Origin of the sequence: Streptomyces sp. NPDC006235 (assembly GCF_040613735.1) — a bacterium.
GTDB lineage: Bacteria > Actinomycetota > Actinomycetes > Streptomycetales > Streptomycetaceae > Streptomyces.
This window is the reverse complement of record NZ_JBEXSR010000003.1, coordinates 344,489-358,781: the sequence shown is the minus strand read 5'-3', so window position 1 is coordinate 358,781 and position 14,293 is coordinate 344,489. Positions and strand designations below refer to the sequence as shown.

Genomic DNA, 14,293 nt, shown 5'->3' with positions numbered 1-14,293 from the left:
CAACCCATGGCCGACGCCCCCACGGGCAAGGTGACCTTCGTCGGTGCCGGCCCCGGCGCCGCCGACCTGCTGACGTTCCGTGCCGCACGGGCCATCGCCGAGGCCGACGTGGTGATCTGGGCGGCGAGCCTGGTCCAGGCGGAGGTTCTCCAGCACGCGCGCGAGGACGCGGAGATCCTCGACTCGGCGGCCCTGTCCCTGGAGGACGTCGTGGCCGTGTACGAGCGGGCGCGCGAAGAGGGGCTGAAGGTGGCCCGGATCCACTCCGGTGACCCCGCCCTGTGGGGCGGCACCCAGGAGCAGCTCGACCGGTGTGCCGAGATCGGCCTGGCGACCGAGGTCGTGCCCGGGGTGTCCGCCTTCTCCGCCGTCGCCGCGCTCGCGCAGCGCGAACTGACCATTCCCGAGGTCGCGCAGTCCGTCGTCCTGACCCGGCTCGGCGGCGGCAAGACGCCCATGCCACCCGGTGAGGAGGTCCGCGAGTTCGCCCGGCACGGCACCACCATGGCGATCTTCCTCTCCGCCGCCCGCAGCGGGCAGCTCGTGCGGGAGCTGCTGGAGGGCGGTTATCCGACGACGACCCCGGTCATGGTCGCGTACCAGGCGACCTGGCCGGAGGAGCTGATCGTGAAGTGCACGGTCGGCACGCTGGAGGAGACGGTCAAGGAACACAAGCTCTGGAAGCACACCCTGTTCCTGGTCGGCCCGGCGCTCGACGCGCACGGCACGCGCTCGCACCTGTACCACCCGGGTCACTTCCACGGCTACCGCAAGGCCGACCCGGAGGCCCGCAAGGCCCTGCGCGAACGGGGTGCCCGCACATGATCGCGCGGTCTGTCGAAGAGGACGCAGGAATCGCAGAAGGAGTCGCTCAGTGATCGGCCTCATTTCCGCCACCGCGGCGGGAGCGGCCGCGCGGGACCGGCTGGCCGCCGCGTGGCCGGACCGCACGCGCGTGTACGAGGGTCCCGTCGGGGACGCCGTACGGGCCGCGTTCGCGCAGTGCGAGCAGCTCGTGTGCTTCCTGGCGACGGGGGCGGTGGTGCGGCTGGTGGCTCCGCTGCTGGCCGGCAAGACGGCGGACCCGGGCGTGGTGTGCGTCGACGAGGGCGGGCGGTTCGCGGTGTCCCTGGTGGGCGGACATGCGGGCGGGGCCAATGAACTCGCCCGGGAGGTCGGGGAGTTGCTGGGCGCCGAGCCGGTGGTGACCACGGCGACCGACGCCGTGGACCTGGCCGGTCTCGACACCCTCGGCCTGCCCGTGGAGGGCGATGTCGCCGGGGTCTCGCGGGCGTTGCTGGACGGTGAGGCGGTGGCGCTGCCGGCCGAGGTGGCCTGGCCGCTGCCGCCGCTCCCGGTGGCCGCGGAGGGGTCGTACACGATCCGGCTGACCGACCGGCTCGTCGAGGCGGCCGAGCGGGAGGTGGTGCTGCGTCCGCCGTCGCTGGTCGTCGGGGCCGGGGCGTCGAAGGGCGCTCCCGTCGAGGAGGTGCTCGGGCTGATCGAGGGCGCCCTGCGGGAGGCCGGGCTGTGCGCGGCGTCGGTCGCCGAGCTGGCCACCGTCGACGCCAAGGCCGGGGAGCCCGGCCTCGTCGAGGCCGCGCGGCGGCTCGGTGTGCCCCTGGTGACGTACTCCGCCGGGGAGTTGGCCGCCGTCGACGTGCCCAATCCGTCCGACGCGCCGCTCGCCGCCGTCGGTACGCCCTCGGTCGCGGAGGCCTCGGCACTTCTGCGTGGCGGCGAACTCCTGGTCCCCAAGCGGAAGTCCGCCATGGCGACCTGTGCCGTCGTACGGCGCCCGGGGCGCGGACGGCTCGCGGTGGTCGGGCTCGGGCCGGGTGCCCGGGATCTGCTGACACCGCGTGCGAGGGCGGAACTCCGGCGCGCTTCCGTGCTCGTCGGGCTCGACCAGTACGTCGACCAGATCCGCGATCTGCTGCGGCCCGGCACCCGGATCCTGGAGTCGGGCCTCGGGGCCGAGGAGGAGCGGGCGCGCACGGCCGTCGAGGAGGCCCGCGCGGGGCGGGCCGTCGCGCTGATCGGCAGCGGGGACGCGGGCGTGTACGCCATGGCCTCCCCCGCGCTCGCCGAGGCCTCCGACGACATCGACGTGGTCGGTGTGCCCGGCGTGACGGCGGCGCTGGCGGCCGGGGCGATCCTGGGCGCGCCGCTGGGCCACGACCACGTGTCGATCAGCCTGTCCGACCTGCACACGCCGTGGGAGGTCATCGAGCGGCGGGTACGGGCGGCGGCCGAGGCCGACCTCGTGGTGACGTTCTACAACCCGCGTTCGCGCGGCCGCGACTGGCAGCTGCCCAAGGCGCTGGGCATCCTCGCCGAGCACCGGGCGTCGACGACGCCGGTCGGTGTCGTGCGCAACGCCTCGCGGCCGGACGAGTCCGCCCGGCTGACGACGCTGGCCGCGCTCGATCCGGCGACGGTCGACATGATGACGGTCGTCACCGTGGGCAACACCGCGACCCGGGAGATCGCCGGGCGCATGGTGACGCCGCGCGGCTACCGCTGGCAGGAGGAGCCCGAGTGAACCGCGTCGTCCACCACCCCACGTCCGCCGAGGAGAACCTGTGACCACGCCGCCCGCCCTGCTGATCGCCGGCCACGGCACCCGTGACGACGCCGGAGCCGAAGCGTTCCGCGACTTCGTGCGGGAGCTGGCGGCCCGCCACCCGGAACTGCCCGTCGCGGGTGGCTTCATCGAGCTGTCCCCGCCGCCGCTGGGCGACGCCGTCGCCGAGCTGGTGGAGCGGGGCGTACGGCGGTTCGCCGCCGTGCCGCTGATGCTGGTGTCCGCCGGGCACGCCAAGGGCGACATCCCGGCGGCGCTGGCCCGTGAGAAGGAGCGGCACCCGGGGATCTCGTACACGTACGGGCGCCCGCTGGGACCGCACCCGGCGCTGCTGAACGTGCTGGAGCGGCGGCTGGACGAGGCGCTGGGCGGCGGCGCGGGGCGCAGGCCGGGTGACCGGGCCGATGTGACGGTGCTGCTGGTGGGGCGCGGATCGACGGACCCGGACGCCAACGCCGAGGTGTGCAAGGCGGCGCGGCTGCTGTGGGAGGGGCGCGGGTACGCGGGGGTCGAGACGGCGTTCGTGTCGCTGGCGGCGCCGGACGTGCCGAGCGGACTCGACCGGTGCGCGCGGCTGGGCGCCCGCCGGATCGTGGTGCTCCCCTACTTCCTGTTCACCGGCGTCCTGCCGGACCGGGTGAGGCTCCAGACCGAGGGCTGGGCGGCGGCGCACCCGGAGGTCGAGGTGCGCTCGGCCGACGTCATCGGGCCGGAGCCGGAGCTGCTGGACCTGGTGTGGGAGCGGTACGCGGAGGCCGTCGAGGGCGATCTGCGGATGAACTGCGACTCGTGCGTGTACCGCGTCGCGCTGCCGGGCTTCGAGGACAAGGTGGGGATGCCGCAGCAGCCGCACTTCCACCCGGACGACGACGGCCACCACCACGAGCACGGGCACGGCCACCACCACGGGGCGCACTCCCATGCCCACTGACGGCGGCCACGATCTGCGGCACCACGGCGACGCGGAGGTCCGGGACGACGGCGGCTCGCTCGTCGACCTCGCCGTGAACGTCCGCGCGGACACGCCGCCGGCGTGGCTGCGGGAGCACATCGCCGCGTCGTTGGGCGATCTGGCGGCTTACCCGGACGGGCGGGCCGCGCGCGCGGCGGTGGCTGCGCGGCACGGCCTGCCGGTGGAGCGCGTACTGCTGACGGCGGGGGCGGCGGAGGCGTTCGTGCTGCTGGCGCGGGCGCTGAAGGTGCGCCGGCCGGTCGTGGTCCACCCGCAGTTCACGGAGCCGGAGGCCGCTCTGCGGGACGCGGGGCACACGGTCGACCGGGTGCTGCTGCGGGAGGAGGACGGCTTCCGGCTGGACCCGGCGGCCGTCCCCGAGACCGCGGACCTGGTGGTGATCGGCAATCCGACGAACCCGACGTCGGTGCTGCACCCGGCGGAGGTGATCGCCTCTCTCGCCCGGCCCGGGCGGCTGGTGGTGGTGGACGAGGCGTTCATGGACGCGGTGCCGGGCGAGCGGGAGTCCCTCGCGGACCGCGTCGACGTGCCCGGGCTCGTGGTGCTGCGCAGCCTGACCAAGACGTGGGGGCTGGCCGGGCTGCGGATCGGGTACGTGCTGGCGGCGCCGGAGACCATTGCGGACCTGGAGCGGGCGCAGCCGCTGTGGCCGGTGTCGACGCCGGCGCTGGCCGCGGCGCGGGCGTGCGTGGGGCCACGGGCGCTGGCGGAGGCGGCCCACGCGGCGCACCGCATCGCCGCGGACCGGGCCCACCTGCTGACCGGCCTGGCCCGCTTCGCCCCGGCCGGGCTGCGGGTGGTCGAGCCCGCGCAGGGCCCGTTCGTCCTGATCCGGCTTCCGCACGCGGCGGCCGTACGCGCCCGGCTGCGCGGCCTCGGCTACGCCGTGCGGCGCGGGGACACCTTCCCCGGCCTGGACGGGGAGTGGCTGCGGCTGGCCGTGCGGGACCGGGCGACGGTGGACGGGTTCCTGCGGGCGCTGGAGCGTGCGGTGGCGGGCTGACGCGGTGGCGGGCTGACGGCTCACCGTCGGGCGGTCCCGGCCGTCTCCCTCGCGATCGGTGTGCCGTCCTCGGGGCGGCGGGTCAGCAGGACACTGGTGACGGCGACCCAGAGCCCGGCGGCCGTGAAGGCGAAGAAGCCGACCCACGGGATGAAGATCAGTACGCCGATCACGACGGCGGCCAGGGCCAGCCAGCGGGGCAGCGGGCTGACGGTGGCCAGGCCCGCGCCCAGCAGCATCAGGCCCATTCCGCCGACGAAGGGGATGTAGAAGTTCTCGTTGAAGGCGTTGAGGGCCTGCAGCGCGGGACCGGAGGCCGTCGGCTCGTCGGCGAGGTCCACCAGGGCCAGGGTCAGCCCGGCCCCGGTCAGCAAGCCGATGGCGAGCAGCAGTCCGCCGCCGAGAACCACCCGGTGCAGCCAGCCGCCGCTCGCCGGGACGTCCCGCACGACACGGGCCAGGTGGGCATCCGGGTGCGACGGCGTGCCGCCCAACCGCACGGAGGGGCCGGAGATCTGCCCGGCGGCGTGCCGGAAACACGCCTCCCCCCGCCCGCCGCGAGCAGGTTGACCGCACCGTCCAGGAAAATATGGAGGCCGCCGCCCGTCTCCGCCAGGCCCGCCTCGCCGGGTACTCCCCGCGGTCTGACGCCGGCGCGCGCGGCAGACGGCTCGGCCGGAGGCCGGGCGACGGCAGGCCGGGTGTCCTGCCCGGCGTCGCCCGCGCGGCTACCCGACCACGCGTCCGTTCAGCACCACGCGGCGCGGTGCCGCCAGCACGCCCACGTCCTTGCGCGGGTCCTCGTCGTAGACGACGAGGTCGGCCGGGGCGCCCTCGTCCAGGCCGGGGCGGCCGAGCCAGGTCCGGGCCGTCCAGGTCCCCGCGGCCAGGGCCTCGACGGGCGGGATGCCCGCGGTGACCAGCTCGGCGACCTCGGCCGCCGCGAGGCCGTGGGCGAGTCCGCCGCCGGCGTCGGTGCCGACGAAGACCGGGATCCCGGCGTCGTAGGCGCTGCGCACGGTGTCGTAGCGGCGTTCGTGGAGCCGGCGCATATGGGCCGACCAGCGGGGGAACCGGGCCTCGCCGCCGTCGGCGAGCTGCGGGAAGGTGGCGATGTTGACCAGGGTCGGGACGATGGCGACGCCCCGCTGCGCGAACAGCGGGATGAGGTCCTCGGTCAGGCCCGTCGCGTGCTCGATGCAGTCGATGCCCGCCTCGACGAGGTCCTGGAGGGAGTCCTCCGAGAAGCAGTGCGCGGTGACCCGGGCGCCCAGCCGGTGCGCCTCGGCGATGGCCGCCTCCACCGCCCCGCGCGGCCAGCAGGCCGACAGGTCGCCGAGGTCGCGGTCGATCCAGTCGCCGACCAGCTTGACCCAGCCGTCGCCGCGCCGGGCCTCCTGGGCGACGTAGGCGACCAGGTCGTCCGGCTCGATCTCCCAGGCGTAGTTGCGGATGTAGCGGCGGGTGCGGGCGATGTGCCGCCCGGCGCGGATGATCTTCGGCAGGTCGTCGCGGTCGTCGATCCAGCGGGTGTCGGAGGGCGAGCCCGCGTCGCGGATCAGCAGCGTGCCCGCGTCCCGGTCGGTCAGCGCCTGCTTCTCGGCGACGTCCCTGGGGACCGCGCCGTGCCGGTCGAGTCCCACGTGGCAGTGCGCGTCGACGAGGCCGGGCAGGGCCCAGCCCCTGACGGTACGGACGTCGCGGGCGCCGGCGGGACGGTCGTAGGAGATCCGGCCGTCGACGACCCACAGCTCGTCGCGGACCTCCTCGGGTCCGACGAGCACCCGTCCCTTCACGTGCAGCACCGTGCGATCGCTCATGTACGGCACCTTAGTGAGCCGCTAGTCGGCCTTGCCCACCTGGTCCGAGGTCTCCTCCTCCACCTCGGCCATGGCGGGGTCGAGGAGGCGGGAGAGGAAGTGGCGCGTGCGGTCGTGGCGCGGGTTGCCGATGACCTGCTCGGGGGTGCCGTCCTCGACGATCACGCCGCCGTCCATGAAGACGACCCGGTCGGCGACCTCGCGGGCGAAGGTCATCTCGTGGGTGACGACCATCATCGTCATGCCCTCGTCGGCGAGCATGCGCATCACCGCGAGGACGTCTCCGACCAGTTCGGGGTCCAGCGCCGAGGTCGGCTCGTCGAACAGCATCACCTCCGGCCCCATGGCCAGGGCCCGGGCGATGGCGACGCGCTGCTGCTGGCCACCGGAGAGGGAGGAGGGGTAGGCCGCCGCCTTCTCGGACAGGCCCACGCGCGCCAGGTTCTCGGCGGCCACCTTCGCGGCCGCCGCCTTGTCGCGGCGCAGCACCCGCCGCTGCGGCAGGGTGAGGTTCTCGGTCACTGTCAGGTGCGGGAACAGGTTGAACTGCTGGAAGACCATGCCGATGCGGCGGCGTGCCGCGTCGATGTCGACGTCCGGGTCGGTCAGTTCGGTGCCGCCGACGAACACATGGCCCTTGGTCGGCTCCTCCAGCAGGTTCACGCAGCGCAGCAGCGTCGACTTGCCGGAGCCGGACGGGCCGATGACACAGACCACCTCGCCCCGGCCGATCTCCAGGTCGATGCCGCGCAGCACCTCGTTGGCGCCGAACGACTTGTGCAGCGCGCGTACCTCGATCTCGGGTCGGCTCATTTCACGGCCTCCTGGGCCTTCGCCTCCATGCGGCGTACGACGAAGCCGAGCGGGATCGTGACCAGCAGGTAGCACAGTCCGGCGACCAGGATCGGCGTGGAGTTGGCGGTCTGGCTGGCCAGGTCGCGGCCGTACTTGGACAGTTCGCGCTCCTCCAGCGTGACGCCGAGGAAGAGCACCAGCGAGGAGTCCTTGAACAGCAGCACCAGTTCGTTGGTGAGCGGCGGGAGGATGACGCGGAAAGCCTGCGGGATGATGATGGAGATCATGGCCCGCGCGGGCGAGAAGCCGAGCGAACGGGCCGCTTCCATCTGCCCCTTGGGCACGGCCTGGATGCCGGCGCGGATCGTCTCGGCCATGTAGGCGGCGGCCACCAGGCCGAGCGCCAGGGCGACCTTGCCGTACGTGCCGCCGATGATCTCGGTGCCGGGGAAGGCCAGCGGTACGGCGACGCCGATGAAGATGAAGATCAGCAGGGCGGGCAGGCCGCGGAAGATCTCGATGTAGATCCCGGCGAGCCAGCGGTACGGCCCCACGGAGGACAGCCGCATCAGCGCGATCACCATGCCGAGGGCCAGTCCCACGGCGAAGCCGGTCACCGTGTAGAGCACGGTGTTCTTCAGCGCCAGCTCGATGACGTCCGGGAACATGCGCTCGGCGATGTCCGCCTGCGCGAACTGGTTGCGGAGCCGGTCCCAGTCGGCGGAGACCGCGAAGGCGATCACGGCCGCGACGAAGACGGCGTACTGGACGCCGCGCGAGAGGCTGCGCTTCTGCCGCCGGGTGAGACCCTTCTTCTTCGGCTGGACTTCGGGCGTGGCCGTGTCCGTCATGAGGCGGCCGGCGACGCGGCGGACTCGTCGTACGGGCCGATCCACTGTTCGTACAGCTTCTTGTACGTGCCGTCGGCCTTGGCGTCCTCGATCGCCTTGTTGATGGCGGCGAGGAGCTTGGTGTTGCCCTTCTTCACCGTGAAGCCGTACTGCTCGCCGGTGTTGATCTGCTCGGCGACCTCGAAGGCGTCGGCGTTGGCCTTGTCCTTCAGCCAGCCCTGGACGACGGGGTAGTCGATGACGACGGCCTGGACCTGGCCGGTGCGCAGACCGTTGAGGACGGCGTCGGAGGACTCGAAGGAGACCGGGTCGAGGCCCTTGCTCTTGGCGTAGTCCTCACCGGTCGTCTGCGCCTGGGCGCCGAGCTTCTTGCCCTTGAGGCCGGCGAAGGAGGAGATGCCGCTCTTCTTGTCGACCAGTACGGCCTGGGTGGCGTTGAAGTACGGGTCGGAGAAGTCGACGTTCTTCTTGCGCTCCTCGGTGATGGTCATGCCGGCGGCGGCGAGGTCGCACTGGCCGGCGTTGAGGGAACCGCCGGTCTTGAAGTTCTCGAAGGGCTGGTCGACGATGTCCTGCTTCACGCCCAGGTCCTTGGCGACCAGGTCGATCAGGGACACGTCGAAGCCCTGCACCTTGCCGTCGATCTCCGACTGGAACGGCGGATACGGCAGGTGGGTGCAGGTGGTGAGCTGGCCCGCCCTGACGAGTTCGACGCCGCCCGCGGCCGTCTTCTTGCCGCTGCCGCCGTCGTCGGTGGAGGTGCAGCCGGCCACGAGCAGCAGCCCGGCCGTCGCGGTGGTGGCGGCCAGGACGCGGGTCCGGTGCCCGAGGAGCGTGTTCACGGCGGGCCTTCCTGTGAGGGACGTACAGCTTCAGATTATAAGGACAACTTTGAGGCTCTCAAGTCAAACCGATGGCTACAGGGCGGTTGCACCTAAGAAATCGCCAGTCGGAATGGTGGGGTTCAGGCCGGTTACTCTCGTCACCTCTACCCCGTGAGCGAGAGAGAGCACCGCCATGACACACCCGTTCCTGGACCTGGTCCCGCTGAGTGCCGCCCACTTCGCGTCCATCGAGGACCGTGTGGCACGGCTGCTGCGCACCGAGCAGGACGTCGTGATCATGCAGGGCGAGGCACTGCTGCCGCTGGAGGGAGCGATCCGTGCGGCGGCCGGTCCGGGCACGACGGCCCTGAACGTGATCACGGGCCCGTACGGGCAGACCTTCGGCGACTGGCTGCGGGACTGCGGGGCGACGGTGGTCGACCTGGCGGTGCCCTTCCACACGGCGGTCACGGCCGAGCAGATCCGGCAGGCCTTCGCCGAGCACCCGGAGATCGACTTCGTGTCGCTGGTGCACGCGGAGGCGGCGACCGGCAACACCAATCCGGTCGCGGAGATCGGCGCGGTGGTGCGGGAGCACGGGGCCCTGTTCTACCTGGACGCGGTGGCGTCGATCGGCGCCGAGCCGGTGCTGCCGGACGCGTGGGGCGTGGATCTGTGCGTCATCGGGGCGCAGAAGGCGATGGGCGGGCCGGCCGGGGTGTCGGCGGTGTCGGTGAGCGAGCGGGCCTGGGCGCGGATGTCGGCGAACCCGCGGGCGCCGCGCCGGTCGTACCTGTCGCTGCTCGACTGGAAGCAACGGTGGATCGACGGCGGCCGCACGGCGCTGCCGCACGCTCCGGCGCAGCTGGAGATGCTGGCGCTGGAGGCGTGCGTGGAGCGGATCGAGGCGATCGGGCTGGACGCGGTGATGGCCCGGCACGCCTCCGCGGCGGCGGCCACGCGGGCCGGGGCGGTGGCGCTCGGCGGCGGCATGGAGCCGTACGTGCACGAGGCCCGGGACGCGGCGCCGGTCGCCACGACGCTCCGGGCGCCGTCCGGGGAGGTGGCGTCGGAGCTGGTGGCCAGGGCGCTCCAGGCGGATCCGGCGGCGCCGCTCGCCGCCGGCGGGGGCGCACTGGCCAAGGAGATGATCCGGGTCAACCACTACGGGCCGGACGCGACGCCGGGGGCCGTGCGGTCGAGCCTGGCGGCGCTGGGGGCCGCGCTCTCCGAGGCGGGACTGTCGGTGGACGTGGCAGGGGCACTGCGGGCGGCCGAGGAGGCGTGGCGGGAAACCCTCTAGGAGCCCACAGTTGCCGGTGGCCCGTGCCAAGCTCCAAGCTCCCTCCATGACCACAAACACCCCCGCCGACACCCCGATCACCCTTCCCGACGGCCGCCCCGTCCCGCATCTCACCGGTGACGAGCGGGCCATGCTGGAGAGCTGGCTGGACTTCCACCGGGCCACCCTGGAGCTGAAGTGCGCCGGGCTGGACGACGCGCAGGTGCGGACGGCGTCGGCCGAGCCGTCCGAGCTGACGCTGCTCGGGCTGGTGCAGCATCTCGCCGAGGTCGAGCGGAACTGGTTCCAGCGGGTGGCCGCCGGGCTCGACGTGCCACCGGTGCACGAGGACGGCACCGGCTACACGCTGGACCCGGGGCGGGGGCTCGACGAGGCGCTCGGGATCTGGCGGCGGGAGATCGCGCGGGGGCGGGAGCTGTGCGCGGGGCTGCCGCTGGACCACGTCGGGCGGGTCGCCGAGGGCCCGGTGCCCGGGATGGAGGTCAGCATGCGCTGGGTCCTGATCCACATGATCGAGGAGTACGCCCGGCACAACGGTCACGCCGATCTCCTGCGGGAACGTATCGACGGAGTGACCGGGGCTTGAATTAAACGTGTTTCCGACGCGACCCACATGTAAGCTGGCACACAATTAGGAATTCTTTCAAGAACAGCTTCCCGTATTCTTCTGCCCGCTTTCTCCGATCCTAAACCCAAAGATTTTGAGGACACCTGGAGAAGGAATTCGGGCAGATCTCGTGGCGATTACACGGCTGTGACGCGTTACACACCGTGACTACTTTGCCCGGTATTACCCGGACAATATCGGGCATACCGCTGCCCTTTTGCGTGAAGCCTCGCGCTCGCGCGATAACACAGGCGCGGCTCATACGTAACCCCTCTCGGCGATGCAATTTCGAATTTCGCTGGGTAAGTTCAATTCGCATGACTGCCGTACAAGCAGATCCGCAAATCGACCGCCCCACGGTGGCTGACGGAGCCGCGCTCTGGCGGATGGCGAAGGACTCGAAGGTTCTCGACCTGAACTCGTCCTACAGCTATCTGCTGTGGTGCCGCGACTTCGCGGCCACGTCGGCCGTAGCGCGTGACGAGCACGGCGAGCCGATGGGTTTCATCACCGGGTACGTGCGGCCGGACAGCCCGCACACCCTGCTGGTCTGGCAGGTGGCGGTGGACGAGGCGCACCGCGGGCGCGGGCTGGCCGCCACGCTGCTCGACGGTCTGGTCGCCCGGACCGCCACCGAGCGCGGGGTGACGACGGTGGAGACCACCATCACCCCGGGCAACACCGCCTCGGAGCGCCTGTTCACGTCGTTCGCCGAGCGGCACGGCGCCCGGCTGGAGCGCGAGGTGCTGTTCGACACGGCCGTGTTCCCCGACGGGCCGCACGACCCCGAGGTCCTGTACCGCATCGGCCCGCTGGCCCCCTGACTTTCCGCCCGACTCCCGCAGACTTCCCCCACGCACCGAGGAGCGATTCGTCGTGACCATCACCCAGCCCGACCTGAGCGTCTTCGAGACCGTCGAGTCCGAGGTACGCAGCTACTGCCGCGGCTGGCCCACCGTCTTCGACCGTGCGGTCGGCAGCCGCATGTACGACGAGGACGGCCATGAGTACCTCGACTTCTTCGCCGGAGCGGGGTCACTGAACTACGGGCACAACAACCCCGTCCTGAAACGCGCCCTGATCGACTACCTGGAACGCGACGGCGTCACGCACGGGCTCGACATGTCGACCACCGCCAAGCGCACGTTCCTGGAGGCCTTCCAGAACCTGCTGCTGCGGCCGCGCGACCTGCCGTACAAGGTCATGTTCCCGGGCCCGACCGGCACCAACGCCGTGGAGGCCGCGCTGAAGCTGGCGCGGAAGGTGAAGGGGCGCGAGTCGATCGTGTCCTTCACCAACGCCTTCCACGGCATGTCGCTGGGCTCGCTGGCCGTGACCGGCAACGCCTTCAAGCGGGCCGGCGCCGGTATCCCGCTGGTGCACGGCACGCCCATGCCGTTCGACAACTACTTCGACGGCACCGTCGAGGACTTCCTGTGGTTCGAGCGGCTGCTGGAGGACCAGGGCTCCGGCCTGAACAAGCCGGCCGCCGTGATCGTCGAGACCGTGCAGGGCGAGGGCGGCATCAACGTGGCCCGGCCCGAGTGGCTGCGCGCCCTGTCCGAGCTGTGCGAGCGGCAGGACATGCTGCTGATCGTCGACGACATCCAGATGGGCTGCGGCCGTACCGGTGCCTTCTTCTCCTTCGAGGAGGCGGGCATCACGCCGGACATCGTCACCGTCTCGAAGTCGATCAGCGGCTACGGCCTGCCCATGTCGCTGTGCCTGTTCAAGCCGGAGCTCGACGTGTGGGAGCCCGGCGAGCACAACGGCACCTTCCGCGGCAACAACCCCGCCTTCGTCACGGCGACCGCGGCCCTGGAGGCGTACTGGGCCGACGGCTCCGCGATGGAGAAGCAGACCCGCAAGCGCGGTGAGCAGGTCGAGCAGGCCATGATCTCCATCACCGAGGAGAACCTGGCCGACGTCAAGGAGTACCGGGGCCGCGGCCTGGTGTGGGGCCTGGAGTTCCACGACAAGGACCGCGCGGGCAAGGTCGCCAAGCGCGCCTTCGAACTCGGCCTGCTCATCGAGACGTCCGGGCCGGAGAGCGAGGTCGTGAAACTGCTCCCCGCCCTGACCATCACGCCCGAGGAACTGGACGAGGGCCTGTCGACGCTGGCCCGCGCCGTCCGCGAGACCGCCTGACCGAGCAACCGGCACCACCCCAATTAGGAGGCATCGCAGCACCGTGATTGTCCGTTCGTTCAAGGAGATCGAAGGTACCGACCGGCACGTGAAGTCGGCGTCCGGCACGTGGGAGAGCAAACGCATCGTCCTCGCCAAGGAGAAGGTCGGCTTCTCCCTGCACGAGACGATCCTGTACGCGGGTACGGAGACGTCGATGTGGTATGCGAACCACATCGAGGCCGTCGTCTGCGTGGAGGGCGAGGCCGAGCTGACCGACCGCGAGACCGGGAAGTCGTACACCATCACGCCCGGCACGATGTACCTCCTGGACGGGCACGAGAAGCACACGCTGCGGATCAAGAAGGACTTCCGCTGCCTCTGCGTCTTCAATCCGCCCGTGACCGGACGGGAGGACCACGACGAGAACGGCGTTTACCCGCTGCTCACCGAGGAGGTGTGACGTTTCATGACCGCCATCACCGACACCACCACCGGTATCCCCGACCTGTACCCCAGTCGTGGCGCCACCGAGGTGCTCACCCCGCGCCAGGACCCGGTCGTCTGGGGCGCCCCCGACGCGCCCGGCCCGGTCGCGCCGGCCGACCTGCTGTCCTTCGAGCGTGACGGCTTCCTCGCCATCGACGAGCTGATCACCGACGACGAGGTCGCCGTCTACCGGAACGAGCTCAACCGGCTGGTGAACGACCCGGACATCCGTGCCGACGAGCGGTCGATCGTCGAGCCGCTGTCCAAGGAGATCCGCTCGGTCTTCGAGGTGCACAAGATCAGCGAGGTGTTCGCCAAGCTGGTGCGGGACGAGCGGGTCGTCGGCCGGGCGCGGCAGATCCTCGGCTCGGACGTCTACGTCCACCAGTCGCGGATCAACGTCAAGCCGGGGTTCGGCGCCAGTGGCTTCTACTGGCACTCGGACTTCGAGACGTGGCACGCCGAGGACGGTCTGCCGCGGATGCGCACGGTGTCGGTCTCGATCGCGCTGACCGAGAACTACGACACCAACGGCGGGCTCATGATCATGCCGGGGTCGCACAAGACGTTCCTCGGGTGCGCGGGGGCCACGCCGAAGGACAACTACAAGAAGTCGCTGCAGATGCAGGACGCGGGCACGCCGTCCGACGAGGCGCTGACCCAGCTGGCCGCACAGCACGGCATCAAGTTGTTCACGGGCAAGGCCGGTTCGGCGACGTGGTTCGACTGCAACTGCATGCACGGTTCCGGCGACAACATCACGCCGTTCCCGCGCAGCAACGTGTTCATCGTGTTCAACAGCGTGGAGAACACGGCGGTGGAACCGTTCGCGGCACCGGTGCGGCGGCCGGAGTTCATCGGTGCACGGGACTTCACGCCGGTGCGGTGACCGTGTGACCAAGCTGCCGGGTGGG

At 71.6% G+C, this 14,293-nt stretch carries 15 protein-coding genes; 10 read left to right on the top strand and 5 right to left on the bottom strand.

What is annotated here, in order from left to right:
* Positions 1-6: 6 nt before the first annotated feature.
* Genes cobM through cobC form a run of 4 tightly spaced genes read left to right on the top strand, consistent with a single transcriptional unit; the run spans position 7 to position 4,563 of the window.
* Positions 7-825: a precorrin-4 C(11)-methyltransferase gene (cobM, locus tag ABZ192_RS05740; protein WP_356923257.1), complete on the top strand. Its 819-nt coding sequence runs from the start codon at positions 7-9 to the stop codon at positions 823-825.
* Positions 826-874: 49 nt separating this feature from the next.
* Positions 875-2,545, top strand: a complete 1,671-nt coding sequence (gene cobJ, locus ABZ192_RS05735; protein ID WP_356923256.1) for a precorrin-3B C(17)-methyltransferase — start codon at positions 875-877, stop codon at positions 2,543-2,545.
* A gap of 40 nt (positions 2,546-2,585) precedes the next feature.
* Positions 2,586-3,518, top strand: coding sequence for a sirohydrochlorin chelatase (locus ABZ192_RS05730; RefSeq protein WP_356923255.1), 933 nt, complete (start codon positions 2,586-2,588; stop codon positions 3,516-3,518).
* Entirely contained in the window at positions 3,508-4,563 is a 1,056-nt protein-coding gene (cobC, locus tag ABZ192_RS05725; RefSeq protein ID WP_356923254.1) for an Rv2231c family pyridoxal phosphate-dependent protein CobC, read from the top strand. The genes ABZ192_RS05730 and cobC overlap by 11 nt, the downstream gene beginning before the upstream one ends.
* 20 nt (positions 4,564-4,583) lie before the next feature.
* On the opposite strand, the gene ABZ192_RS05720 is transcribed toward cobC, so the two are convergent.
* The 5 genes from ABZ192_RS05720 to ABZ192_RS05700 all read right to left on the bottom strand — a co-directional run bounded on the left by ABZ192_RS05720 (position 4,584) and on the right by ABZ192_RS05700 (position 8,871).
* Positions 4,584-5,057, bottom strand: a complete 474-nt coding sequence (locus tag ABZ192_RS05720; protein ID WP_356923253.1) for a hypothetical protein — start codon at positions 5,055-5,057, stop codon at positions 4,584-4,586.
* 234 nt (positions 5,058-5,291) lie between these two features.
* Positions 5,292-6,383 carry an amidohydrolase family protein gene (locus ABZ192_RS05715; protein WP_356923252.1) on the bottom strand — a complete coding sequence of 364 codons (1,092 nt, stop codon included), beginning with the start codon at positions 6,381-6,383 and terminating at the stop codon, positions 5,292-5,294.
* A gap of 21 nt (positions 6,384-6,404) precedes the next feature.
* Entirely contained in the window at positions 6,405-7,196 is a 792-nt protein-coding gene (locus ABZ192_RS05710) for an amino acid ABC transporter ATP-binding protein (RefSeq protein ID WP_356923251.1), read from the bottom strand.
* Complete coding sequence (locus tag ABZ192_RS05705; RefSeq protein WP_356923250.1) at positions 7,193-8,029, bottom strand: amino acid ABC transporter permease; 837 nt, start codon at positions 8,027-8,029, stop codon at positions 7,193-7,195. Before ABZ192_RS05705 ends, ABZ192_RS05710 begins: the two co-directional genes overlap by 4 nt.
* Positions 8,026-8,871, bottom strand: coding sequence for a transporter substrate-binding domain-containing protein (locus ABZ192_RS05700; RefSeq protein ID WP_356923249.1), 846 nt, complete (start codon positions 8,869-8,871; stop codon positions 8,026-8,028). Before ABZ192_RS05700 ends, ABZ192_RS05705 begins: the two co-directional genes overlap by 4 nt.
* Positions 8,872-9,046: 175 nt before the next feature.
* On the opposite strand from ABZ192_RS05700, the gene ABZ192_RS05695 reads away from it, so the two are divergent.
* From ABZ192_RS05695 to thpD, 6 genes are all read left to right on the top strand, one after another.
* Positions 9,047-10,156, top strand: a complete 1,110-nt coding sequence (locus tag ABZ192_RS05695; protein WP_356923248.1) for an aminotransferase class V-fold PLP-dependent enzyme — start codon at positions 9,047-9,049, stop codon at positions 10,154-10,156.
* Between the two features lie 46 nt (positions 10,157-10,202).
* Positions 10,203-10,742 carry a DinB family protein gene (locus ABZ192_RS05690; RefSeq protein ID WP_356923247.1) on the top strand — a complete coding sequence of 180 codons (540 nt, stop codon included), beginning with the start codon at positions 10,203-10,205 and terminating at the stop codon, positions 10,740-10,742.
* A gap of 338 nt (positions 10,743-11,080) precedes the next feature.
* Positions 11,081-11,587, top strand: a complete 507-nt coding sequence (gene ectA, locus ABZ192_RS05685; protein WP_356923246.1) for a diaminobutyrate acetyltransferase — start codon at positions 11,081-11,083, stop codon at positions 11,585-11,587.
* Between the two features lie 52 nt (positions 11,588-11,639).
* The gene (gene ectB, locus ABZ192_RS05680; protein ID WP_356923245.1) at positions 11,640-12,911 is read left to right on the top strand and encodes a diaminobutyrate--2-oxoglutarate transaminase; all 1,272 of its coding nucleotides are present in this window, start codon (positions 11,640-11,642) and stop codon (positions 12,909-12,911) included.
* A 43-nt stretch (positions 12,912-12,954) separates the two neighbouring features.
* Positions 12,955-13,353 (top strand): ectoine synthase, encoded by a 399-nt coding sequence (locus tag ABZ192_RS05675; RefSeq protein WP_059422332.1) that lies wholly within the window; start codon positions 12,955-12,957, stop codon positions 13,351-13,353.
* Between the two features lie 15 nt (positions 13,354-13,368).
* Entirely contained in the window at positions 13,369-14,268 is a 900-nt protein-coding gene (thpD, locus tag ABZ192_RS05670) for an ectoine hydroxylase (RefSeq protein ID WP_356923327.1), read from the top strand.
* Positions 14,269-14,293: the final 25 nt, after the last annotated feature.

Bases quoted from the DNA above. Each gene is read 5' to 3' on its own strand.
- cobM (WP_356923257.1), top strand. From the start codon at position 7: ATGGCCGACGCCCCCACGGGCAAGGTGACCTTCGTCGGTGCCGGCCCC.
- cobC (WP_356923254.1), top strand. From the start codon at position 3,508: ATGCCCACTGACGGCGGCCACGATCTGCGGCACCACGGCGACGCGGAG.
- ABZ192_RS05715 (WP_356923252.1), bottom strand. From the start codon at position 6,383: ATGAGCGATCGCACGGTGCTGCACGTGAAGGGACGGGTGCTCGTCGGA.
- ABZ192_RS05710 (WP_356923251.1), bottom strand. From the start codon at position 7,196: ATGAGCCGACCCGAGATCGAGGTACGCGCGCTGCACAAGTCGTTCGGC.
- ABZ192_RS05705 (WP_356923250.1), bottom strand. From the start codon at position 8,029: ATGACGGACACGGCCACGCCCGAAGTCCAGCCGAAGAAGAAGGGTCTC.
- ABZ192_RS05695 (WP_356923248.1), top strand. From the start codon at position 9,047: ATGACACACCCGTTCCTGGACCTGGTCCCGCTGAGTGCCGCCCACTTC.
- ABZ192_RS05690 (WP_356923247.1), top strand. From the start codon at position 10,203: ATGACCACAAACACCCCCGCCGACACCCCGATCACCCTTCCCGACGGC.
- ectA (WP_356923246.1), top strand. From the start codon at position 11,081: ATGACTGCCGTACAAGCAGATCCGCAAATCGACCGCCCCACGGTGGCT.